The 22062-nt window shown below is 60.0% G+C and carries 22 protein-coding genes and 1 pseudogene; 10 read left to right on the top strand and 13 right to left on the bottom strand.

All coding sequences use genetic code 11. The annotated features are described in order from the left end of the window. Nucleotides 1–9 precede the first annotated feature (9 nt). The 9 genes from AMK00_RS08010 to AMK00_RS07970 all read right to left on the bottom strand — a co-directional run bounded on the left by AMK00_RS08010 (nucleotide 10) and on the right by AMK00_RS07970 (nucleotide 8309). Nucleotides 10–2139, bottom strand: a complete 2130-nt coding sequence (locus AMK00_RS08010; protein ID WP_064810106.1) for a bifunctional diguanylate cyclase/phosphodiesterase — start codon at nucleotides 2137–2139, stop codon at nucleotides 10–12. A 220-nt stretch (nucleotides 2140–2359) separates the two neighbouring features. Further along, nucleotides 2360–2719, bottom strand: coding sequence for a cupin domain-containing protein (locus tag AMK00_RS08005; RefSeq protein ID WP_189637630.1), 360 nt, complete (start codon nucleotides 2717–2719; stop codon nucleotides 2360–2362). 164 nt (nucleotides 2720–2883) lie between these two features. Then, complete coding sequence (locus AMK00_RS08000) at nucleotides 2884–3195, bottom strand: DUF982 domain-containing protein (RefSeq protein ID WP_064801791.1); 312 nt, start codon at nucleotides 3193–3195, stop codon at nucleotides 2884–2886. Between the two features lie 285 nt (nucleotides 3196–3480). Next, on the bottom strand, nucleotides 3481–3858 hold the full coding sequence (locus tag AMK00_RS07995; protein ID WP_064810105.1) for a VOC family protein: 378 nt from the start codon (nucleotides 3856–3858) through the stop codon (nucleotides 3481–3483). A gap of 93 nt (nucleotides 3859–3951) precedes the next feature. Then, entirely contained in the window at nucleotides 3952–4623 is a 672-nt protein-coding gene (locus AMK00_RS07990) for an AAA family ATPase (protein WP_237350450.1), read from the bottom strand. Between the two features lie 284 nt (nucleotides 4624–4907). Beyond that, a complete protein-coding gene (locus tag AMK00_RS07985; RefSeq protein ID WP_064810103.1) occupies nucleotides 4908–5132 on the bottom strand; it encodes a hypothetical protein in 225 nt (74 codons plus the stop codon). A 102-nt stretch (nucleotides 5133–5234) separates the two neighbouring features. After that, a complete protein-coding gene (locus AMK00_RS32905; RefSeq protein ID WP_064801787.1) occupies nucleotides 5235–5429 on the bottom strand; it encodes a hypothetical protein in 195 nt (64 codons plus the stop codon). A 1048-nt stretch (nucleotides 5430–6477) separates the two neighbouring features. Then, nucleotides 6478–7761: an O-acetylhomoserine aminocarboxypropyltransferase gene (locus tag AMK00_RS07975; protein WP_064810102.1), complete on the bottom strand. Its 1284-nt coding sequence runs from the start codon at nucleotides 7759–7761 to the stop codon at nucleotides 6478–6480. A gap of 119 nt (nucleotides 7762–7880) precedes the next feature. After that, nucleotides 7881–8309, bottom strand: a complete 429-nt coding sequence (locus tag AMK00_RS07970; protein ID WP_064810101.1) for a CoA-binding protein — start codon at nucleotides 8307–8309, stop codon at nucleotides 7881–7883. 114 nt (nucleotides 8310–8423) lie between these two features. Here AMK00_RS07970 and AMK00_RS07965 point away from each other — a divergent pair, with 114 nt between their 5' ends. Together AMK00_RS07965 and AMK00_RS07960 are read left to right on the top strand one after the other, a co-directional pair. Then, the gene (locus tag AMK00_RS07965; RefSeq protein WP_064810100.1) at nucleotides 8424–8747 is read left to right on the top strand and encodes a hypothetical protein; all 324 of its coding nucleotides are present in this window, start codon (nucleotides 8424–8426) and stop codon (nucleotides 8745–8747) included. A 472-nt stretch (nucleotides 8748–9219) separates the two neighbouring features. Beyond that, on the top strand, nucleotides 9220–10056 hold the full coding sequence (locus AMK00_RS07960; RefSeq protein ID WP_064811673.1) for an EamA family transporter: 837 nt from the start codon (nucleotides 9220–9222) through the stop codon (nucleotides 10054–10056). Here the strand turns inward: AMK00_RS07960 and AMK00_RS07955 are convergent, their stop codons facing one another. After that, on the bottom strand, nucleotides 10057–10884 hold the full coding sequence (locus AMK00_RS07955) for an enoyl-CoA hydratase (protein WP_064810099.1): 828 nt from the start codon (nucleotides 10882–10884) through the stop codon (nucleotides 10057–10059). It abuts the gene before it with no gap. 94 nt (nucleotides 10885–10978) lie between these two features. After that, nucleotides 10979–11149, bottom strand: a pseudogene (locus AMK00_RS30610) (DUF1127 domain-containing protein); the annotation flags it as partial. Nucleotides 11150–11479: 330 nt separating this feature from the next. On the opposite strand from AMK00_RS30610, the gene rplM reads away from it, so the two are divergent. From rplM to AMK00_RS07925, 6 genes are all read left to right on the top strand, one after another. Next, nucleotides 11480–11944, top strand: a complete 465-nt coding sequence (gene rplM, locus AMK00_RS07950; protein ID WP_064810098.1) for a 50S ribosomal protein L13 — start codon at nucleotides 11480–11482, stop codon at nucleotides 11942–11944. A gap of 2 nt (nucleotides 11945–11946) precedes the next feature. Then, a complete protein-coding gene (gene rpsI / locus AMK00_RS07945) occupies nucleotides 11947–12414 on the top strand; it encodes a 30S ribosomal protein S9 (RefSeq protein WP_009995734.1) in 468 nt (155 codons plus the stop codon). A gap of 308 nt (nucleotides 12415–12722) precedes the next feature. Further along, nucleotides 12723–13913 carry a CmlA/FloR family chloramphenicol efflux MFS transporter gene (gene cml, locus AMK00_RS07940; protein ID WP_064810097.1) on the top strand — a complete coding sequence of 397 codons (1191 nt, stop codon included), beginning with the start codon at nucleotides 12723–12725 and terminating at the stop codon, nucleotides 13911–13913. Nucleotides 13914–14148: 235 nt separating this feature from the next. Continuing rightward, a complete protein-coding gene (speB, locus tag AMK00_RS07935) occupies nucleotides 14149–15111 on the top strand; it encodes an agmatinase (protein WP_064810096.1) in 963 nt (320 codons plus the stop codon). A 61-nt stretch (nucleotides 15112–15172) separates the two neighbouring features. Then, on the top strand, nucleotides 15173–16105 hold the full coding sequence (gene argC / locus AMK00_RS07930; RefSeq protein WP_064810095.1) for an N-acetyl-gamma-glutamyl-phosphate reductase: 933 nt from the start codon (nucleotides 15173–15175) through the stop codon (nucleotides 16103–16105). Nucleotides 16106–16109: 4 nt separating this feature from the next. Then, complete coding sequence (locus tag AMK00_RS07925) at nucleotides 16110–16901, top strand: sulfite exporter TauE/SafE family protein (protein ID WP_064810094.1); 792 nt, start codon at nucleotides 16110–16112, stop codon at nucleotides 16899–16901. A gap of 22 nt (nucleotides 16902–16923) precedes the next feature. Here the strand turns inward: AMK00_RS07925 and AMK00_RS07920 are convergent, their stop codons facing one another. Continuing rightward, on the bottom strand, nucleotides 16924–18027 hold the full coding sequence (locus AMK00_RS07920; protein ID WP_064810093.1) for a COX15/CtaA family protein: 1104 nt from the start codon (nucleotides 18025–18027) through the stop codon (nucleotides 16924–16926). A gap of 115 nt (nucleotides 18028–18142) precedes the next feature. Here AMK00_RS07920 and AMK00_RS07915 point away from each other — a divergent pair, with 115 nt between their 5' ends. After that, a complete protein-coding gene (locus AMK00_RS07915; RefSeq protein WP_003573983.1) occupies nucleotides 18143–18352 on the top strand; it encodes a DUF2842 domain-containing protein in 210 nt (69 codons plus the stop codon). A 118-nt stretch (nucleotides 18353–18470) separates the two neighbouring features. Then, a complete protein-coding gene (locus AMK00_RS07910; RefSeq protein ID WP_064810092.1) occupies nucleotides 18471–19712 on the top strand; it encodes a GNAT family N-acetyltransferase in 1242 nt (413 codons plus the stop codon). A gap of 63 nt (nucleotides 19713–19775) precedes the next feature. Here AMK00_RS07910 and AMK00_RS07905 read toward each other — a convergent pair whose 3' ends face one another. Next, entirely contained in the window at nucleotides 19776–21950 is a 2175-nt protein-coding gene (locus tag AMK00_RS07905; protein ID WP_064810091.1) for a GumC family protein, read from the bottom strand. Between the last annotated feature and the right edge of the window lie 112 nt (nucleotides 21951–22062).

Below are 22062 nucleotides of genomic sequence, written 5' to 3'. Positions count from 1 at the left end.
CTCGCGGCATTACGCTGCCTGTTGTTGAAGCTTGCTCGATATGTCGAGCGCCGACATGGGTTTTCCGAGCAAATAGCCTTGCAGCTGGTCGCAGCCGGCCTCCCGCAAGATCGTTGCCTGGCGGATATTCTCGATGCCTTCCGCGGTGACGGGAATCTGCAGCGCGGTCGCCAAGGAGATGGTCGCCTTTAGAACATCGGCACCATTCGAGGCTTGGTCGAGAGCAGACACCAGCGAGCGGTCGATTTTCATCCGATCAAAGCCGAACTGCCGCAATGCGCCAATGCTTGCATAGCCGCAGCCGAAGTCGTCGAGCGCGAATTTGATACCGACCTGCTTGAGGTGATCTATCGATCGACGCGCCTGATCCGGATTGGTCATGAGGACGCCTTCGGTGATTTCCAATGTCAAGCGCCTCGGATCGAAATCGAGGTCCTGCAGGAGGGAGATCACTTCGGCGGCGAATTCCGGATTGCAGAGCTGGACCGGCGAAACGTTGACGGACAACGCCAGACCGGGCCAGTTCTTGGCGTGCTCGATCGATGTTTTCAACATGTGACCGCCGAGCGCATCGATGAGGCCGCATCTTTCGGCAAGCGGAATGAAAATCTCCGGACTGATATTTCCTGTCGCGGTCCGCCAGCGGGCCAGCGCTTCAAGACCGGTCACCACGCCCGTCGTCGCAGAAACGAGAGGTTGGAAAACAGCTTCGATCGCACCATTGCCGATGGCGTTTTTCAACAGAGTTTCCAGTTCGGCGACCCTTTGGCGCTCCCGATCCAGCTCGGGGTCGTATTCGATTGCCCGGCCTCTGCCATTTTCCTTGGCGCGATAGAGCGCCATATCAGCCCTGCGCAAAAGCTCCAGAGGCTCGATGTCTGCGTCACGTGCAGCAGCGCCGATGCTCGCACCGACCTCGATCGTTCGTCCGTCGATTTTGAAAGGTTCGGCAAACAGCGCCAGAATCGTATCCTCTATCTCCTGTCGCTCGGCGGTTCCGACCTGGACCAGAGCGAACTCGTCGCCCCCCAACCGGGCCACGGCAACGACTTCGGGATGGCAGGCGATCAGCGCGTTCGAGACGATCCGGATAAGTTCATCCCCGACCGCGTGCCCCCAGGCGTCATTGACCGCCTTGAAACCATCGAGATCGACCAGGTAAAGCCGAGGCGGCGAAAGCTCCGAGCCTTCCAAGTCTTCCAGCAGGGCGAGAAGCCCATGCCTGTTCAGGAGACCGCTCAGGCTATCGTGGTTCGCTTCGAAAATCGCTGCTTGCGCCAGTTGACGAAGACGCCGCGCTTCGGCTGCGCCCACCAGCAGAACGCCGGCCAGGAACAGGACGAGGATGATGATGGCGGCTGCAACGAAAGGATAGACCTGTCGGAACACGGCGCTGCCTGGCGCTTTGCTCGGCCAGACGAGCTGGCCGATGACGCCACCCTTCATATCCGTGATCGGTGTGTTCAGCAGGCCCGGTTCGGGCGCGGCGGCAAGGCGCAAGCCCTCGAGTTCGTGTTCGTTCGAAAGCGTGCTGAGAACGTCCGAGTTGAACTCCTTATAGAAGCTTAGCACGCTGAGCTTCGTCGGAAGCTCGCCTTCCGCTTGATAAGGCTGGATCGGCTGTGACGCGATGAGCGCGATGCCCGTTTCCGTCTTGATGAAATTGACCACCGGCGCCTGTCCGAAATCGGTGGCCGTATTGATCTGCCGGTAGAAAGCTTCGCCGAAAAAGGCACTCGGCTGGAAGGGCTTGCCTTTGGCATAGGCGGAGACGATCGACGAGCGGTCGGGACCGGTCACGATGGCGCCGTCGTAGAGCGGATAATCCTCGCTGGTTTTTCCCCAGTTCTCATAAGCCCAATCCGCGGCGGCGGGAGATGCGATCGCCTTATAGGCATCATCCCATACGGCGTTATCAGTCGTCGTTGCGCTCAGGCGGCTGACAAAGGCTGCGATCGCCGCGCGGGAGGCGCGAATGGCCCTGGCATCGTCGATTTCGTTCGCCGACCGCGTCATCGTGGCGACGACATGCGCCATGAGGCCGGTCAAGACGAGCGCGACGACGAGGAAGAAAACGGTTGTTGCAATGATGGAAGACGTTTGGGTTCGAACGTGCCTACCCGCAAAATTCGACGACATGCCAATCCCGAAAAGATGAACTGTGAGGCCATGTCTATGGTGACGGCAGGAGACATCATGTCCGCAATGCGCTGCAGATAAGGTCTAGCATTTGACGATGTAGGTCCCATTAATGGGAAAGATCAAATGCCTTCTACCCGCGAAAGAGAAGCGGTTATTTTGGGGGAAACGGATCATAATCGCCGCAAACCGGGACAGACCGCCTTCTCGCAGCCGCTGTTCAGACCCTGATCACATAGTCCTTGCGAGTCGTTTCAACGACTTCCCAGGTTCCCTTGAAGCCAGGCCTCAAGATCATCCGGTCGCCGGCCTTGAGATGAACCGGCTCACCACCGTCCTCCGTGATGATCGAATGGCCTGATAGCAGGCTGAAATATTCCCACTCCTCATAAACGATCCGCCACTTGCCGGGTGTCGCCTCCCAGATGCCGGAATAGAGGCCGCCTTCGGCTTCCTCCAGATTCCAGGTGCGAAAATGCGGATCGCCGGAGATAATCCGAGCGGGCTCGGGGGCGCTGAACTCGGGTTCGACCCCATCGAGGTTGAAGGTGATTAAATTCATCACGGAACTCTTCGACATCAATGTCCTTCACGGCGAAGTTCTGCGCGCGATTGATTGAAATCTTTTCAATTTATCTCTCGTCGGACATTAACCGCGCTTGAAAACTTCAGGAGCCCCGTCTCCCACCTTGCCACCGCGTCCGGCGCAACGCCGTGTTGACGAGTAGCCGGCTGAAATAGGGGCTATGCCTGCGCGCCTGAGCGCAGGTCCGGTCGCCGCTCTACCACGCGCTGCTGAACGACCGTTAGAGCAGCGATACCCGCTTCGTCGGCAGCACGCAAAAGCGCCTCGCGGAATCGTTCCGGGTCAATTTTCCCGCTAAGTGCATCGACGCAGGCCTTTACGGCCGAGACATATTCCTCGCCGTCGTCGGAAGGCCAGTCGTTAATCAGGAGATGCGCCGCATCGCCGAGCGTCCGGACGATCTTGCGCGTTGCCGGACCGCGCAAAGCAAGCGCGACCGGCGTGAATGCCGATGATGTATTCCAGCACATTGTCCCCGAACCCTCAAGGCATGATTACTGCAATCCTAACCGCGCAACATACGCTTGTTTCCTGAAATTTGGAATTGAAAACTGAGCGATAAAACCGCTCCAACGCGAAGTAGCAGAAACTAAAGAAAGGGCTCAAGGACCTCATGTCCGAGCGCTCTGAGCTACGGCGACATGTGTCGCGTTGATGACAAGGGCAGCAACTGATACGAGCGAATTTGCAACTGGTGGCCGCGGCGGAGCCACAGCGTGTTTGGCACGAAGCCCATTACCGCCATGACGGACCGGTCAGTTCGTATGGGTGCTGGTCACTCTGACATAGTAGCCGTCGGGATCGACAAGGCGAAAGTCGCGCAGTCCCCAAGGCTGCGTGGCGAGGGCGGAAAGTGGCCAGCCGCTCTCTTCCGCCTTGCGATAGGCATCCTCGACATCAGCGACCTTCACGACGATCTCGACGTCGAGGCCGACCCTGTTGCCGATTTCGCCGCGTAACGGATGATCGCTGGAAAGGACGCTTTGGGAATTGATCGCGATGACGGCGTCGCCGTTTCTCAACATCGTATATTCCCTGCTCGCCGAGCCCTCGACTTCAAAGCCCAGGACTCGCTGGTAGAAATCAATCGATGTCTGAGGCGTTTGGACAAACAACTCCAAAGTCAGGTTCAATTTTGCCTCCCTCTGCGCGAATTCTATGCTTTTTACCAGAAGAAGTGGACGAACGCCGCACTGGAACGGCCAAACTTCAAAGCCTGGTCCGGATCAAACACGCTGCCGCCGCAATTCGCGAAGAACTCGTTCAACTCCCTGTTCCAGCGTCAAGTTCGATGTGTCGAGAATTTCGCATCCGTATGCCGCTGCTTCATGCCGTAGGAAGGCGGCCCAGTTCATCATATCCGGATTTGCCAACTCCGGCTGACCTCGATCAATGGAAAGGCGGCTGGCTCTGGTGTCGTCGTCGCAATCGATCAGGATACAGGAATGCGATCCGATCCCGGCACGTTCGGCAGCTTCGGCCAGAAAGGAAAAGCGCGCCTGGCCCTCAAACAGGACGCTGCGCCCCTTTGTCAGGAGCGGCGACAGTCGAGCCATCCATCCGAAAATGGCCGCTCTCTGCCATCCTTCGACAGAGCCGAATTGATGAACCATCTCCTGGACGGGCGGAACGCCGATGCGGTCTTTGTAAAAGACGTCGATCTCTTGCCCATGCAGCCGCTCAACAGCTTCGGCAATTGTCGTTTTCCCGGCCCCAGATGCACCGGTGAGAATGACGAGAGGCATGATTGCTCCATCCACCGCGGTCAGCAAAAGGTGGCAGCCGTCGTACTCCAAAGGTCGTCGGGCCGACATTACGATGTCCGCCACGAAGGTTGGCGAGGGCCGCCTCTTCAACGGGCGCGGCACTTCAAAGGCGAAACGCCTTAGATCGTTCATCGAGCGCGCCGGCGTCTTAGGTCGCGAGGCTATTGCGCGAACTCTGGGACTACCGCGACACCATCGTCACGTGAGCAGGCGCTGGAGGCCAGCTACTTCATAAGGGACCATGCCCAGATCGCCTCGGTCAAGAACTGAGGCGACCGCCGAAATACGAACAAGGCGCGTGACCTAACTCCGCCAATCAGAGAAGCGCCATCTATTGCCTATTAGACTTTGTTGCTGGCCTCGTATCGGATTTCGAGTGCGCTGAGATTCGAGATGTTCCCATTGCCTCGGATCGATTAATGCAAGGCTGCGGGCGCCGGCGCGATCAGGGGGAACCGCGCGATTAATATACTGGTGAGTTCCTCCTGGGTGCGATGGCCGCGATTGAAAAGGTCGATTGCCGCGCTGCAGATTATTTCCGATGTTTTGTCGTCCGGTTTGGCCTTGTAGTGCCTAAACCAAGATTGAACGGACAGCGAGAGCACGGCCCATTCTGTTTCTTGGACGCTCGTGATCAACATTCCTCATCTCCTCACAAGTTGAAACGCGGCAGCTTTGCAGGGTTTCATAAGTGAGCCTGCAGTCCCAGTTGTGCCGTGGCGTTGAAGAATATCTCCTGCCACTCAGTGAGAGGCGATCGCGCGACCGCTGGACGCGAGATGCTCTGTAATGGCGCGCCGGATTTCGGTAACCGTGTCAAAGAGCCTGTTGTCCAAATCGATGACATTGAAGCGGACAGCGATGAATTTCAGGCGGTTTTCGACAGGGACCGCGATCCCGACTTCCTGACCATTGAATACGACAGCTTGCTTTTGCATAACAAACCCCGGGCGCGCCACACGGGGAGCACCATCTTAGAAAAGCGGAACAAAGGTTACGACGCGTCAGATTGCCGTCGTAGGTCGGTATCGGATCGAGACGAGATCACGCATTCGCTGCACCATTGCGAAGAAACGAAGTCGGACAAACAACGTCATCATCCTCCCCTCAAGCGAGGTCAGCAGACCGCTGAGTATCGTCGGCGAGAGCCGGTTATTTCGGAGTTCCCCTGTAAAAAAACCTAGTCGAGAAATTTCGAGTAAGCAACTGATTTTTGTATTTATTTAGCGTTTTAAATCGTATGATAATTACCGCAGATGCGAAGTAATAAATGATGTACGTTCATCCAACCTATCGTCGAGGCCCGCAGGCGGGACCGACGTAGCGACAGGGCCGTTATTGGGCAGGTATTTCGAAGGCCCTACACGAACGATAGCGCGTGTAGCGCCAACGCTTGTGTGGCTAACCGGCACAACAGGGGCGGTGTTCCGCTCCTGCGCTGCCCTTCCAGAAGCTGTCGGGACCTACCTTCATGATGGCGGTACGCCTTCCGGCCATGGCTTCTCGGATCTAAGTCCCCATCGCGAACCAAATTATCTGTTCGCTGTTTCCTTCGTATCACGAAGGAGGACTGCCATGAGCTTTGAGCCTGAAAGCCTATCCTACGATCAGCTTGCGAGCGTGCAGGCAGCGGTGTTTTGTGATGCCCTTCTACCACCCTCCTACTGTTGACAACAAAGGGCGGGCTTCACGCGGCCCGATGGGGAGCGAGGCGACGCGTCAGAAGCCCCAAGACGCCGTCAGCCTCGAGGCGACGACCTCAGCCTGACTTCGACAGGACATCCCTTGTCCGAAGGGTGCCTTATTACCACGCCGTCGAACTGCCGCGATCAGCTTGACGAGTTTCGATCCGACCCCGTCGCCAGGGTCGGGCGGGCAGCCTGCCCCGTTGTCTTCCACTGCAATAATTATGTCTGCTCCTTCCATGGCCGGCGTAATCTCAATTCAGAGGCGGACGTAGGTGTCAGAGGTATGTGACGAACTACACTAGATCTTGGAGAGCGCCTGTTCGAGATCGGCGATGATGTCCTTGACGTCCTCGATGCCGATCGAAAGGCGCACCACATCGGGTCCGGCACCGGCGGCGATCTTCTGCTCATCGTTCAGCTGCCGGTGCGTCGTCGAGGCCGGATGAATGACGAGCGAGCGGGTGTCGCCGACATTGGCAAGATGGGAGAAGAGCTCAAGTCCTTCGACCAGCGTCTTGCCAACCTCATAACCGCCCCTGACGCCGAAGGTGAAGACGGAGCCTGCGCCCTTCGGCGAATAACGCTGCTGCAGGGCATGGTTCGGATCGTCTTCGAGGCCGGCATAATTCACCCAGGCGATCTTGCTGTGCGCCTTCAGCCACCGGGCGACAGCGATGGCATTGTCGCTGTGGCGCTGCATTCTGAGCGGCAGGGTCTCGATGCCGGTCAAAATCAGGAAGGCATTGAAGGGCGAAATCGCAGGACCGAGGTCGCGCAGGCCGAGCACGCGGGCAGCGATCGCGAAGGCGAAATTGCCGAAGGTCGCGTGCAGCACCATGCCGTTATACTCCGGCCGCGGGCTCGACAGCATCGGGTAATTGCCTGACTTCGACCAGTCAAAGGTGCCGCCGTCGACGATAAGGCCGCCCATGGAATTGCCGTGGCCGCCGAGAAATTTAGTCAGCGAATGCACGACGATATCGGCGCCGTGTTCGATCGGACGGATGAGATAGGGTGTTGCCATCGTATTGTCGACGATCAGCGGCAGGCCGTGACGATGCGCGACGTCGGCAATGGCGGCGATATCGACGAAGGTACCGCCCGGATTAGCAAGGCTTTCGATAAAGATGCCGCGGGTCTTGTCGTCGATCTGGCTTTCGAAGCTCGCCGGATCGGCAGAATCGGCCCAGCGCACCTGCCAGCCGAAATTCTCGAAAGCATGGCCGAACTGATTGATCGAGCCGCCATAAAGTTTGCGGGCGGCGATGAAATTTTCGCCCGGGCGCATGATGGTGTGGAAGACGATCATCTGCGCCGCATGGCCGGAGGCGACGGCAAGGGCCGCCGTGCCGCCCTCGAGCGCGGCGACGCGTTCCTCGAGCACGGCCTGCGTCGGGTTCATGATGCGGGTGTAGATATTACCGAAGGCCTGCAGGCCGAAGAGGGCGGCGGCATGATCGGAATCGTTAAAGACGAAAGCGGTCGTCTGGTAGATCGGCGTCACCCGTGCGCCGGTCGCCGGATCGGGCTGTGCGCCTGCGTGGACCGCCAAGGTGTTGAATCCAGGATCGTTCTTGGCCATGTCGCCCTCCGAATTGTTGTTCACCGGGCAGGATCATAGCTTGTCGCCGACGAAAGTTAATCGCGATCCGTTTCAACCCTTGGGCGTTCGGTGGAAAATCCGTCTCAGGGCAGCCCTGCTCAGGCAATGAGACGAGGATATTCGATCGCCGGGCAGCGGTTCATCACCACTTTAATGCCGGCAGCCTCCGCCATTGCAGCCGCGGCATCGTCGCGGACGCCAAGCTGAGCCCAGATCACCTTCGGCAACGGCCTCAGCGCCAACGCCTCCTCAACAACCCTATCGAGATATTCGGGGGCGCGAAAGACATCGATCATATCGATCGGCACCGGAACGTCGGCAAGCCGCGCGTAGACGGTGCGGCCCTGGATCTGTTTGCCCGCCTGCCCCGGATTGACGGGTATCACCTCATAGCCGCGCGACAGCAGATAGCCCATGACGCCGTTGCTCGGCCGGGCCGGATTGGGCGAGGCACCGGTCAGCGCGATGGTCTTTACCGACTGCAGGATTCCGGCGAGATAATCATCCGTGTAGGCGTCGTGATTCATATCCGTTTCTCCATTCCGAGAATGCCTTTGAGTCCGCCGGCATTTTTTCATTTCGGCAAACCGGCTGCACGCGTTCTGCGTATATAGGAGTTGAATGGCCCTGAGGATGATTCAATGAGAAAAATTGCTCTTGCCGTCATGCTTGTGCTCGCCGCATCACCGGCAGCGGCGATCTCGCGCTACAATCCGCTCACGATGAGCTGCGCCAACGTGCGGGCGGCCATCCACAATCAGGGCGCCGTCATCTTCCGCTACCAATCTCCCCGCGGGCTGCCGCTTTATGATCGCTACGTCCGCAACAGCAATTATTGCGACGCAACCGATTACGCGGAATGGACTCATATCCCGGCAAAGGATGATCCCCGCTGCCCGGTTCTGAATTGCCAGAGCATAGACAACCTTGACGGGATGCTCTTCGTTCCGCATCATCAGCTCTGACGTCGCCGCCGCCGCGCGCCCTGCAGGCGCCGTTTGCCTTTCGCGCTTGCAAACAGGCTTAGAGTTCAATCGCGCGCTGCGATTTCTCCGAGAGTATACAATCTAAAGCTTCTTTTTTCGCCTATGTCAAAGTTATAGAATAATATCTGTATTTCAGCAGCATAGAAAGAACAACTCGGGATTTCCTCCAGCCGTTTTCTCCTTCGGTTCCCCATAAGATCACGATGTGTTCTCTCGTCCATTAGAAGCATCTCATAGTTGAGAAGATCGCGTGGATTGAACGCATATCGCGCGCACGTAAAACTTGTCGTCAGACCCAGACATTGTTTGCATATTGAAAGGATGGTATTGGACCGAAAACGCATCCGCGACCGCGGCAATGCATTTTCGTGCAAATATCAGTTGTCTTTCCACAATTCTGCCCCGTCGGGGCGAGGCGCTTCGCCTTCCTCCGCAGCACCGGATTTATCCCTTGCCTCTCGACGTCATCCTGCTCGTTCTGTTCGGTGCGCTGCTGCATGCGACATGGAACGCGATCGTCAAAGCGGGAAGCGATAAATCCCTGGATGCGGCGTTGATTTCGGCCGGCGGCGCAGTGTCCGCGTTGCCGTTTCTGGCATTTCTGCCGTTGCCGCAAAGTGCAGCCTGGCCGTTCATCGGCGCCTCGGCCATCCTGCAGTTCGCCTATTTCCAGCTGGTTGCCGCCGCCTACCGAGCCGGTGATATCGGCCTCGTCTATCCGCTGATGCGTGGTTGCGCGCCGCTGCTGGTCGCCGCGACAAGCGGTGTCGTCCTGCGCGAACATCTTTCCGCCGCCGCTCTTGCCGGGATCATGACGATTTCAGCCGGCGTCCTGACGCTCGCCCTGGAGGCTCGGCGCAGCAGCGGCCATGCGGTCGCCTTCTCCATTGCCAATGCCTTCGTCATCGCCAGCTACACTTATGTCGACGGCATCGGCGCGCGTCTTTCAGGCAATGCGGTTTCCTATACGTTGTGGATGTCGCTGCTGCCGCCGATACTGCTGTTTGCCTGGGCGGCGTCGCAGCGCGGCAGCCTGACGGTGTTGCATCACGTTCGCCGCAACTGGTGGCGCGGCCTGATCGGCGGCGCGGGATCGATTGCATCCTACGGACTGGCACTTTGGGCGATGACGAAGGCGCCGGTGGCGACCGTTGCCGCACTGCGGGAAACTGCGATCCTGTTTGCGCTGGTGCTCTCGGTTGCCGTCTTCAAGGAAAAAGCCGGCATCTGGCGTTACGTCGCCGGCGTCGTCATCGCGATCGGCGTGCTGGTTCTGAAACTCGCCTGATCATTCGCCTTTCCACTCCGGCTTGCGCTTGCCGAGAAAGGCGCCGATGCCCTCCTGCGCATCCCGCGTGAGCATGTTCTCCACCATCACCTTGGAGGCATAGTCATAGGCCGCCTCCACCGGCAGTTCGAGCTGCCGATAGAAGGCCTCCTTGCCGATCTTCAAGGTCAATGGCGATTTGCCGGCAATCACCGCCGCATATTTGGAAACGACCTGCGCCAGATACTGCTTCGGCACGATGCGGTTGACGAGGCCGAAATCCTTGGCGGTCGAAGCATCGATCGTCTCGCCGGTCAGAAGCATCTCCATCGCCTGCTTGCGATGGGCGGCACGGGTTACCGCCACCATCGGCGTCGAACAGAACAGGCCGATATTGACGCCCGGCGTGCAGAACGTCGACGTGTCCGTGCAGATCGCCAGATCACAGGAGGCAACGAGTTGACAGCCGGCAGCGGTTGCAAGCCCGTCGATCTCGGCGATGACGGGTTTCGGCAGATGCGTGATCCTCAGCATCAGATCGGCGCAGAGGCGGAAGCTTTTCTCGAAGAACACAGCGCCTTGGTCTTCGTCGACGCGATGGGCGGTGAGTTCCTTGAGGTCATGGCCGGCGGAAAAGACGGAGCCGGTCGAGGCGATGACGACGACGCGCACATCCGCGTCCGATCCCGCCTTTTCGAGCTCGGCCATCAGCGCCTCGAGAAGCGCGATTGAAAGTGCGTTGGCCGGCGGGTCGTTGAGCACAAGCCGCAGCACGCCATCGCGCAGCGAACGGAGCAACAATCCGTCCGCCCTCTCCGCGTCCTTTCGGAAGGATACGATTTCGGCCATGATGCTGCTCCCTGCGCTTGGATTTCCACACAGCTGTTCTGCCACAAGGCACAGATAATTTCGAGCAGGATCCGCCCTCCCCGCCACGGCGTGATTAGGACCAGAACCACGATTTCGATATCTCGGCCGTCGCCTGTGCACGGGTCAGACCGATATCGCGAAGCTCGTCATCGGTGAGTTCCGACAGTTTGCGGCGGCTGCGACGCTTTTCGAGCCGGCACTCGATGACCGACAGCAGCCGCCTGCCCCAACGCGCCGTCTCACGAGTTCAAGGATTAGGAGCGCTCTGGACCGTGGCCCGGCGCGTCCCAATCCAGGTCGCGGCAGCGCTAGAAGGGCGAAACGCGCCCTCCTGAGATCCGGCAAACTTGAGGTATTATAATACCGTACAAATAAGTTGCTGTTTTTATTATTATTTTTTTCAGATCGTCAAAAATGTCGATATTGACCCGATGTCACATTCCCTTTATACACCGCGCCAGAACGCAGCCTTCCGGGCTGCTTTCTTTTTGGCATGTCTTGCGCCTGCCAATCCAAGCAACAAGAAACGCCCTTAAAGCCCTCGGGCCAAGGGTCCTAAAAGAGAGTATTCACTATGGCAACCTTCTCACAGAAGCCGGCAGAGGTGGAGAAGAAGTGGGTGATCATCGACGCCGAAGGGCTGGTCGTTGGCCGTCTCGCTTCCATCATCGCTATGCGCCTGCGCGGCAAGCACAAGGCAACCTTCACGCCCCACGTTGACGACGGCGACAACGTCATCGTCATCAATGCCGACAAGGTCGTTTTCACCGGCAAGAAGTACTCCGACAAGGTCTATTACTGGCACACCGGTTATGCCGGCGGCATCAAGGAACGCACCGCACGCCAGATCATCGAAGGCCGCTTCCCGGAGCGCGTCCTCGAAAAGGCCGTCGAACGCATGGTTCCGCGCGGCCCGCTCGGCCGTCGCCAGATGAAGAACCTGCGCGTCTACGCCGGCTCCAACCATCCCCATGAAGCCCAGCAGCCGGTCACCCTCGACGTTGCCGCGCTCAACAAAAAGAACGTAAGGAGCGCCTGATCATGGCTGACCTCTCCTCCCTGAAGGATCTCGGCACGGCTTCCGAAGCTGCTGCTCCGGCCCACGTCCGCAAGGTCGATTCGCTCGGCCGCTCCTACGCGACCGGGAAGCGCAAGAACGCCGTCGCCCGAGTCTGGGTCAAGCCGGGCTCCGGCAAGATCATCGTCAACGGCAAGGAATTCGCGGAATATTTCGCCCGTCCGGTACTGCAGATGATCCTGCGCCAGCCGATCGTCGCGGCTGCCCGTGACGGCCAGTTCGACATCGTCGCAACCGTTGCCGGCGGCGGCCTCTCCGGCCAGGCCGGTGCTGTTCGCCACGGCCTGTCCAAGGCGCTGACCTACTTCGAGCCGGGCCTGCGCTCGGTGCTGAAGAAGGGCGGCTTCCTGACCCGCGACAGCCGCGTCGTCGAACGCAAGAAGTACGGCAAGGCGAAGGCCCGCCGCTCGTTCCAGTTCTCCAAGCGTTAATCGCTTCGGACAGACGGGAATTTACGAAGGCCGGGGAAACCCGGCCTTTTTGTTTTGGCGTTCGATGAATCCCGGCATCGCCTCGCCGGTCGCCATTGCAGCACTCCGGTTCTGCTGGTAGAAATCCGACAAACCGCTTCGCGAACGAGCGGAGCCGCAATCAAGGTCGCATCATGGGAACAACCAAGTCCGCAGACGACTAAGCCGCAACAACTTTGCGCTGTTGTTGCGGCATCTGTCCCAGCAAATCCGATACTGATGAATGACAGATCGCCGCCGAATGAAAATCATTTGAGCGGATCTTACCCATGTCTTACCCGAAAATTCCGTCGTGGAATTACTCCGTGCCGGCAAGTTTGTTGCTGATGGCTCCTTTCGACATCCTGGCGTCGCTTGCCATGGACATCTATCTACCGGTCGTACCGACGATGCCCCAGGCGCTCGGCACCTCGCCTGAAGTCATCCAGTTGACCCTCAGCCTCTACATGCTTGTGCTCGGTGTCGGCCAGATTGTCTTTGGTCCGATCTCCGATATCGTCGGGCGACGGCCCGTGCTGCTCGGCGGGGCGGCACTCTTTGCCTTTGCGTCCTTTCTGCTTGCCGGGGCCTCATCCGCCCTCCTCTTCGTGGCCTTGCGATTGTTGCAGGCGATCGGCGCCTCGGCGGCTCTTGTCGCCACCTTCGCAACAGTGCGCGACGTCTACGCCGAACGGCCGGAAAGCAGCGTGATCTATAGCCTGCTCGGGTCCCTGCTATCGCTTGTGCCTGCGTTCGGGCCAATCGTCGGCGCGGTGATTGCCGACCATTATGGGTGGCGAGCCATCTTTCTCGTCATCGGCCTACTGTCGACCGTCGCAATTCTCAATGCCGTCATGCGGTGGCATGAAACCTGCCCCGCTACGACGGCGACAAGCATCGCCATACGCCCGATCCTCGCGAGCTTTTCCTTCTGGATCTACACGACCGGCTTCAGCGCGGCGATGGGAGCCTTCTTCGTCTTCTTCTCGACCGCACCCCGCATCCTGATCGATCGGGCCGGCTTTTCCGGCATCACCTTCGGCTTCATCTTTGCCTCGGTGGCCTTGGTGATGATCGTGACAGCGCGCTTTGCCAGCCGCTTCGTCACACGCTGGGGCATCGCAGGCAGTCTCGCAAGAGGCATGGCGATGCTGCTTGTCGGCGCGGTCATGCTTGGCACAGGAGAGATGTTTCTGCAGGCACCGCTTATCGGCCTTATCCTGCCGATGTGGATCATCGCGATCGGCATTGTCTTTGCGACAGCCGTCACGGCCAATGGTGCGCTTGCTGCTTTCGGCAATACCGCGGGAACAGCCGTGGCGCTCTACTTCTGCGTCGAAAGCCTGCTGGTCGCTGTTGCAGGCACATTGTTCGTGATTCTGCTCGACGGCGACACGATCTGGCCGCTCGCAGCCTATACCGGCGCGGCAGCGCTGATAACGCTGGCCGGATTGCGCCAGCTGGCGCGGAAGGCGGTCTGAGAATTTGCCACGGAATGGCGGCAGCTTAAAACGCAGAGCGGCCGTCAAGCGAGGCATCGCTTGAAATCTCGGCGCACCTCGCCTACCCCTTACCTGCCCCGAAAGGAAACATCAGTTCCTTTCGGGGCAGGATCGGGCGGACGCCATCAGGCGGTTTGGTCGTGATCGGTGGCCTGGCAATATAAGGTCGACATCGAACGCGACTACGTTAGCGCCCACAGAGAAGGAGCCCCCCTTGGCGAACAAGACCATTGATCATGCCTTCATGGCGACCAGCCTCACTTCGGCCGCCAGCGATCCCACCTTTGCCGGTGCGCTGTCCTTCATGCGCCGCCGCTTCACCAAAGAACTTGCCGGCGTCGATGTCGCCGTTTGGGGCATTCCCTTCGACGCCGCCACATCGAACAGGCCGGGCACGCGCTTCGGCCCGCAGGCGATCCGGCGCGCCTCGGCGATTTTCGACAATGATGCGCAATATCCCTTCAACCGGGACCTGTTTGCCGACATGGCGGTGATCGACTATGGCGATTGTCTGCTCGACTACGGCAATCATCAGGACACACCTGGTGCCATCGAACGCCAGGCCAACGCGATCCTCGACAGCGGCGCCTTTCTGCTGACGCTCGGCGGCGATCATTACGTCACATGGCCGCTGCTGAAAGCCCATGCGGCAAAACACGGGCCTCTCGCACTCGTGCAGTTCGACGCTCACCAGGATACCTGGTTCGACGAAGAGCGGCGTATCGACCATGGCTCCTTCGTGGCGCGGGCCGTGCGCGAGGGCATCATCGATCCTGACCGCTCGATCCAGATCGGCATCCGCACCCATGCGCCGGAGGATTGCGGCCTCAATATTCTCTATGGTCATCAGGTCGAAGACATGAATGCCGGCGACATCGCCTCGGCAATCATCTCTCATACGCGCGGCGCCCCTGCCTATCTCACCTTCGATATCGATTGCCTGGATCCGGCCTTTGCGCCAGGTACCGGCACGCCGGTTGCCGGCGGACCATCGAGCGCCAAGATCCTCTCGGTGCTGCAGCGTCTGCACCAACTCGATATCCGCGGCGCCGACGTGGTCGAAGTGTCGCCGCCCTACGATCATGCCGATATCACCGCCATTGCGGGGGCAACGGTGGCAATGTATATGCTTGGCCTTCATGCCGAGCGACGCGCCATTGCGGTGTCACAAGGCTGATTTATCATCGTTCAAATTGAATCCGGAAATCCTCAGAACCCATTGAAAGCGCAGGTCTAACATGGCACCGAAAATCTTCATCGATGGCGAACACGGCACAACGGGTCTGCAGATCCGCACGCGCATGGCCGGCCGCCGCGATGTCGAGCTTCTGTCCATTCCCGAGGCCGAGCGGCGCAATGCCGCCATGCGCGAAGATATGCTGAACGGCGCCGATATCGCCATCCTGTGCCTGCCCGACGACGCGTCGAAGGAAGCAGTTCAGATGGTTTCGGCCAACAACAACGTCCGCGTTATCGACACCTCGACGGCCTTCCGCGTCAATCCCGGCTGGGCCTACGGCTTTGCCGAAATGGACAAAGAGCAGGCCGAGAAAATCGCTTCCGCCCGCTTCGTCTCGAACCCCGGCTGCTATCCCACGGGCGCGATCGGCCTTATCCGGCCGCTTCGCGCCGCCGGAATTCTGCCAGATGGCTATCCGGTGACGGTCAACGCAGTCTCCGGTTATACCGGCGGCGGCAAGCAGATGATCGCGCAGATGGAAAACCCGGATCATCCGGATGCGATCACCGCGCCGCATTTCCTTTATGGCCTGCCGCTCACTCACAAACATGTGCCCGAAATGACCGTGCACGGCCTGCTCGACCGCGCACCGATTTTCTCGCCATCGGTCGGCAAGTTCGCGCAGGGCATGATCGTGCAGGTGCCGCTGCATCTCGACAATCTCGCCGAGGGCACGACGATGGAAAGCATTCATGCCGCCCTCGTCGCGCATTATGCCGGACAGGATATCGTCACCGTCGTGCCGCTTTCCGACAGCAAGGTGCTTGCCCGCGTCAATGCCGTCGAACTCGAAGGCAAGGACACGATGAAGCTCTTCGTCTTCGGCACGCCGGGCGGTTCCCAGGTCAATCTGGTGGCGCTGCTCGACAATCTCGGCAAGGGCGCCTCGGGTGCGGCCGTGCAGAACATGGACCTGATGCTCGCCTCCTGACGCCATGACGCTGGATGCGCTTGTCTCCGACGGGCAGGCCTGGTTTGCCGCCGCCCTGCCCGATCACGGCATCTATGCGCTGATGGCTTTTGCCTTTATCGCCGGGCTAGCCCGCGGCTTTTCCGGTTTCGGCGCAGCGTTGATCTTCGTCCCGCTCGGCGGCGCCATCGTCGGGCCGAAGCTGGTCTCGCCGATCCTGCTCGTCATCGACGGCATCGCCACGCTGGGGATGATCCCACCCGCCTGGCGCGACGCCAACCGGTCCGAAGTCTTCGTCATGGCGGCCGGTGCGGCACTCGGCGTCCCGGCCGGCACGGCGCTACTGGCGCTGCTCGACCCGACGCTGCTGCGCTGGAGCATCACGATCATCGCCATCTCTCTGCTCGCGCTTCTCGTATCGGGATGGCGCTACCACGGCGCGCCGTCAGCGCCGCTCAGCAGCGGCGTCGGCCTGATCGCCGGACTTTTCAGCGGCGCCGCGCAGCTCGGCGGGCCGCCTGTCGTCGCCTATTGGCTCGGCGGCAAGACCGACTTCGCGCGTGTCAGAGCGAATGTCGTGCTGTATTTTTCGATCTCGTCGGTGTTCAGCGCCATCAGCTATTATATCGGCGGACTGTTCGTGCCCGCCGTCTTCGCGCTCACCGTCGTCGTCCTGCCGAGTTATGCGCTGGGTCTCTATGGCGGCTCGAAATTGTTCGGGCTTGCCGAGGAACGGACCTTCCGGATCGCCTGCTATGTGCTGATCGCGGCGGCTGCCATCATCGGTATGCCGCTGCTCGACGGCGTGCTGCGTTAGAACGAATGAAGGCCTCCCGCTTTCAATCACGTTCGGTGATCATCGTCTCGTGCGGGTATTCACCGTGAAAGCCACGCCAGTTGGCGACGGCGAAACCGAATACAACAAGCGCGCCGGCCTGATGCAGCAGCCCCCAGTGAAGCGGCACCTGCATCAGCAGCGTGGCAATGCCGATCGCCGCCTGAACGGTCACCAGCGCGAAAAGCAGGACGGCGCGGCGGGCATGGGTGGTCCAGGGTGCGGCGCGAAGGGCGATCACCATGTTGATCAAGGTCAGCACGAAGAGCGTATATGCGCCGATGCGGTGGATGAACTGCACTGTCTTCGGGTTCTCGAAGGCATTGATCCAGAAGGGCTGCTGAATGAGCAGATCGGAGGGGATGACGGCGCCATCCATCAGTGGCCAGGTATTATAGGAAAAACCGGCATCGAGTCCCGCCACCAGGGCACCGAGATAGATCTGGAACAGCGCGAAAACAGCGATGGCGGCAGCGAAGCCGCGCGAGCTGCGTGCCGGCGCCGGATCGTTGGAGTGCGGCGACAGCCCGCGCATGATCCACATGCAGCCGGCAAAGATCAGGCAGGCCATGACGAGATGCGTTGCCAGCCGGTACTGACTGACGTCCGTGCGGGCCGACAGCCCTGACGATACCATCCACCAGCCGATGAAACCCTGCAGGCCGCCGAGCGCCAGGATGCCGACGAGCGGCCAGCGCACGCGTTTCTCGATCCGCCCCGTCAGCCAGAAAAAAAGGAGCGGCAGCGCGAAGATCACGCCGATGCCGCGGGCGATCAGCCGGTGCGCCCATTCCCACCAGAAGATACCCTTGAACTCGTCGACGGTCATGGAACTGTTCAATTGCTGAAATTCGGGAATGCGCTGGTAGAGGCGGAACTCCTCTTCCCATTCCGCGGCCGACAGCGGCGGGATGACGCCATGGATCGGCTTCCACTCGGTGATCGACAGGCCGGAATTGGTCAGCCGCGTTGCCCCTCCGACGAGCACAAGACAGAAGAGCGCCAAAAGCACGACGCCGAGCCATAGCCGCAAGGCGCGGCGGTTGCGGTTCTGCTTGCGTACTTCGCTCAGGATCGCCTGTTCCACGGTGGGGTTCGCGACGGCCATGATGTCTCCTTCTATCCGGCAGTTGATTTGCCCCACCGGCTCATGCAAAACAAGCCCCGAAGCTTTGCGGCATGCCGTCGCGCCGCTCCGCGCTACCTCAGACAAGAGATAAACAATGCCCGTCCGTCTCCGCAAATTCATCGGCACGATCCTTATCATCGTGCTTGTGCTCGTCTATGCGCTGGTGGCGAACACGATCGCGGTGGCGACGCTCGGCAACGCTCCCTGGTGGGGGCACCTGCTCTACTTCCTGCTGACCGGCCTGCTTTGGGTATTGCCGGCAATGGTGATCATCAAGTGGATGGCCGGACCGCGGCAGCAATAGGCCATTAACGGCCGAATAACCGTGATCGGCGGAAAACCTCGCTGAGGAGCGGCGCTTAAACCAAATATACGTCCCGCACACCTACCTTCCCGTTCAGCATTTTGACCGGAGAGTTCCCGTGCAGACGCAAAAGCTCGATGTTGATGAACAGCCGTCAGGCGATGACGCGCTCGCCGATGTGGCGATTTCACGCCTACGCCAGGTGAGCATGAAACTTGCCATGGCAAAAATTGACATCTCGGTATTCGACGCGATGCAGCCGCTGGAGGATGATTGGCGGGCTTTGGAGACTGACGACCTCCACTCGCTTCATCAGAGCTATGATTGGTGCGCCGCCTGGGTCAACGCCTTTCGGCGGCCGCTGGCGATCCTCAAGGGCACCTATGCCGGGGAGACGGCCTTCATTCTGCCGATCGAGATCGTCAGATCCCGCGGATTGGCCGTCGCCAAGTTCATCGCTGCCGATCACAGCAATATCAACACAGGCCTGTTTTCCGGCAATTTTGCCGAAAGCGGCGGCAGCATCGACGCGGAGAAGTTCGCGGGGCAGCTTCGGCAGGCCTTGAAGGGCCATGCCGATCTGCTGCTGCTGCAAAACCTTCCGCTGGAATGGCGCGGGCGGCCGACCCCGCTCACCGGACTGCCGACGGTGCAGAACCAGAACCACGCCTATCAATTGCCGTTCCTCTCCAATTTCGAGGAGACGCTGAAGCAGCTCAACACCAAGAGCCGGCGTAAGAAATTCCGCGTTCAATCAAGGCGCCTGGAGCAGGCAGGCGGCGTCGAATATGTCATCCCGGAAACATCGGAAGAACAGCACCGCCTGCTCGATATCTTCTTCCACCTGAAGAGTATCCGCTTCGCGAGCCTTGGCCTGCCCGACGTCTTCGCCGATGGGGAAACGCAGACCTTCCTGCACGGCCTCATCGACAAGCGGGATGATGCAAGACAGTATTTCGGCCTGCAGATGCATGCGCTGCGGCTGAAGGGGGAGAACAAGGACCGGATCGCTGCCATCTCGGGCATTTCGCGCAAGGGCGATCACGTCATCTGCCAGTTCGGGGCGATCGATGAAGATCTTGTGCCCGATACGAGCCCCGGCGAATTCCTCTATTGGCAAATCATTTCGGGACTGCATGGCAGCGGCGTCGCGCTATTCGATTTTGGCCTTGGCGATCAGACCTACAAACGATCCTGGGCGCCGGTCGAGACCGCTCATTACGACGTGGTGCTGCCGGTTTCGCCATTTGGCCTTGCCGCCGGCGCGGCACACCGGATCGTTACCCGGGGCAAGGCGCATATCAAGGCGCGCCCGAAGCTCTATAAATTTGCCCAGAACATCCGCGCACGGATCGGCTGAGCGTTCTTTGTCTTGCGCATGTCGTTCTTCGCAAAACCGCTGCACACTTTTGCGCGACATGCTTCAAGCGGCCTGGCCGAGCGTCTGCTCGGCCCCTTCGCCGCCCGACATCAGCACGACGCGCTCATAGCCCGCAGCCTGGAATTCCGTCATCAAGGTCACAAAGATGGTCTCCTCCATCTCCGGAAGGGAAAGGACGATCTCGACATCCCGGCTGCGCGTCAGTCGCGCGACGCCGGCAACATCGGCCGCACCGCATTCGACCACCACGAGGTCATAAGCGGCGGCGAGCGCATCGAGCAGCAGCGACAGCCGGTCGACACCGCGCATGGCGCGGCGCACGTCGCTCTGACCCTGCGGGATCAGATGAGCATCGGAAAGACGATCGCTATGGATCGTGTCGCCGAAGGCGGCCTCGCCGCACAGCAGATCGGTGATGCCAGCCGCGACCTGGTTCTCGGCCATCAGTTCTGTGGGATAGCCGGAGCCGGTCATATCAATCAGAATGACGCGGCGGCCGGCATCGGCGAGCATGCGCGCCAACGCAACCGTCGCCGCCGAGCCATTGTCGCCAGTTGGAGATATGGCGATTGCCAGCGGCGCGCGGCTGCCCGTGAGGTAGTCCGCAACGGAGGCAATGGAAAATTCATTGTCGTCCTCCGGCGTCTCTTCGGCAGCCACCGTTTCTTCGATCACGTCCTTTCCGTCATCCTCCGTGACAACGGCGAGCATGCTCGCCTGGACGGGCCTTCTGACGGCAGCGACGACCGAGGCGGCCTGCGGCACATTCTTGTCTTCGGCGACCGTTTCAGCCTCGACCGTGTCACGGGACGCATCGACGGCACGAAGCGCCCGGCCGCTGAAGAGTTCGGCGAGCATGGTGACGATGGCGCTCAGGATCAGCGTCGCGACGGCGGCGACGACAACGATCGGCACCACCTTCGGGAAATAGGGATCGACTGGCTCGATGGCTCGGGAAACGATACGGGCGTCCGCCGGGCTGGAATTGCTGTCGGCGCGCGAGGCGGCCTCGCGATAGCGTACCAGATAGGTTTCGAGCAGCTGGCGCTGGGCGTTTGCCTCGCGCTCCAGCGCGTTGAGGCCAACCTCGTCTTCGCCGGCACGGGCGCTGTTGGCCTGAACCGCGTCTTTCTGGCGCTCGAGTTCGCTCGCGCGGAGATCGGCAACCTTCGCCTCGTTTTCGATGCTTGCCAGGATCTTCTGCGTCTCCTGGCGGATTTGGCCGCGAATATCGGAGAGCTGGGCGCGCAGGCTCTTCAGCCTCGGATGACTGTTGAGAAGGCTGGTCTGGAGATCTGATATTTGCGACTGCAGGCCGGATTCCGTCGCCTTCAGCCGCTGGATCGCCTGGGAAGACATGATGTCAGGCAGCGTATCGGAGGCTTCGCCCGATGACAACGCATTGCGCACCGCCTGCGCCCTCGCCTCGGCATTGGCCCTGTCGCCCCGCACGCGGGTGAGTTCTGCGGAGATGTCATTAAGCTGCTGGGCGGGGAATGTGGTCGTGCCGTTCGTTTGCAGCAGACCGTGGTTGGTGCGATATTCGGCAACCCTCTTCTCGGCCTCGCTGACCTTCTGCCGCAGGTTCTCGATCTCCGGCTCAAGCCAGCGCGTCGCTTCCGAATTGGATGCGAGCTTGGCGCCGCTCTGAGTGGAAAGGTAAACATTCGCCATAGCGTTCGGGATGGCGGCTGCGAGCTTCGGATCCTTCGACGTGAAATTGATGCCGATGACGCGCGAACCCGGCACCTGATAGACCTGCAGCCGCTCGACGAAAGCGTCGATCACCCGTTCTTCCGGCGGGTTCTCCATCGGGTTCTTCTTCAGATGCAGCTTCACCAGGATGCTAGTCATCGCCGAGCCGTTGGCGGCATCGTCGAATTCCGGCAGGTTGTAGAGCTTCAGGTCGTTGATCACCTTCTTGAGGAGATCGGCCGATTGCAGGAGTTGCACTTGGCTGGCGATATTCAGCTCGTCCATCAGCGGCCCGGCGCCGGCTTCGTTCGCCTGCTGGGTGCTGGCGAAGGCTGGCGCGCGGGGTTCGATGAGGATGCGTGTTTCGCTGCGATATTGCGGCGAGATGATCTTGGCGCCGGCAAAGGCGACGCCGGCCGCCGCGAGCGTGATCGTCAAAATCCTGAGCCGGCGTGCCCAGACGGCGCGAACCAGCTGGCTGAGGTCGATGTCCACATCCTGATCACGCGCTACGCCGGACATGCTCTTACTCCATAACAAAGGTCCCGCAAGCGTAAACGACCGTGGTAACTCAACGGTTAATGGTAACCTTGCGAAGAAATGATCGGGATCAGCAAAGAACGCCGGAAATTGT

This window comes from Rhizobium sp. N621, assembly GCF_001664325.1.
In the GTDB taxonomy this organism is placed as follows: domain Bacteria; phylum Pseudomonadota; class Alphaproteobacteria; order Rhizobiales; family Rhizobiaceae; genus Rhizobium; species Rhizobium esperanzae.
The sequence above is the reverse complement of the archived record's forward strand: the minus strand, read 5'-3'. Positions and strand labels throughout refer to the sequence as shown.

Coding starts and splice junctions, on each gene's coding strand:
- cml (WP_064810097.1), top strand. CDS start 12,723: ATGTCTTACCCGAAAATTCCGTCGTGGAATTACTCCGTGCCGGCAAGT.
- AMK00_RS08010 (WP_064810106.1), bottom strand. CDS start 2,139: ATGTCGTCGAATTTTGCGGGTAGGCACGTTCGAACCCAAACGTCTTCC.
- AMK00_RS07915 (WP_003573983.1), top strand. CDS start 18,143: ATGCCCGTCCGTCTCCGCAAATTCATCGGCACGATCCTTATCATCGTG.
- AMK00_RS08005 (WP_189637630.1), bottom strand. CDS start 2,719: ATGTCGAAGAGTTCCGTGATGAATTTAATCACCTTCAACCTCGATGGG.
- AMK00_RS07965 (WP_064810100.1), top strand. CDS start 8,424: ATGAGAAAAATTGCTCTTGCCGTCATGCTTGTGCTCGCCGCATCACCG.
- AMK00_RS07990 (WP_237350450.1), bottom strand. CDS start 4,623: ATGAACGATCTAAGGCGTTTCGCCTTTGAAGTGCCGCGCCCGTTGAAG.
- AMK00_RS07975 (WP_064810102.1), bottom strand. CDS start 7,761: ATGGCCAAGAACGATCCTGGATTCAACACCTTGGCGGTCCACGCAGGC.
- AMK00_RS07970 (WP_064810101.1), bottom strand. CDS start 8,309: ATGAATCACGACGCCTACACGGATGATTATCTCGCCGGAATCCTGCAG.
- rpsI (WP_009995734.1), top strand. CDS start 11,947: ATGGCTGACCTCTCCTCCCTGAAGGATCTCGGCACGGCTTCCGAAGCT.
- rplM (WP_064810098.1), top strand. CDS start 11,480: ATGGCAACCTTCTCACAGAAGCCGGCAGAGGTGGAGAAGAAGTGGGTG.
- AMK00_RS07925 (WP_064810094.1), top strand. CDS start 16,110: ATGACGCTGGATGCGCTTGTCTCCGACGGGCAGGCCTGGTTTGCCGCC.
- argC (WP_064810095.1), top strand. CDS start 15,173: ATGGCACCGAAAATCTTCATCGATGGCGAACACGGCACAACGGGTCTG.
- AMK00_RS07905 (WP_064810091.1), bottom strand. CDS start 21,950: ATGTCCGGCGTAGCGCGTGATCAGGATGTGGACATCGACCTCAGCCAG.
- AMK00_RS32905 (WP_064801787.1), bottom strand. CDS start 5,429: ATGCAAAAGCAAGCTGTCGTATTCAATGGTCAGGAAGTCGGGATCGCG.
- AMK00_RS07920 (WP_064810093.1), bottom strand. CDS start 18,027: ATGGCCGTCGCGAACCCCACCGTGGAACAGGCGATCCTGAGCGAAGTA.
- AMK00_RS08000 (WP_064801791.1), bottom strand. CDS start 3,195: ATGTGCTGGAATACATCATCGGCATTCACGCCGGTCGCGCTTGCTTTG.
- AMK00_RS07955 (WP_064810099.1), bottom strand. CDS start 10,884: ATGGCCGAAATCGTATCCTTCCGAAAGGACGCGGAGAGGGCGGACGGA.
- AMK00_RS07985 (WP_064810103.1), bottom strand. CDS start 5,132: ATGTTGATCACGAGCGTCCAAGAAACAGAATGGGCCGTGCTCTCGCTG.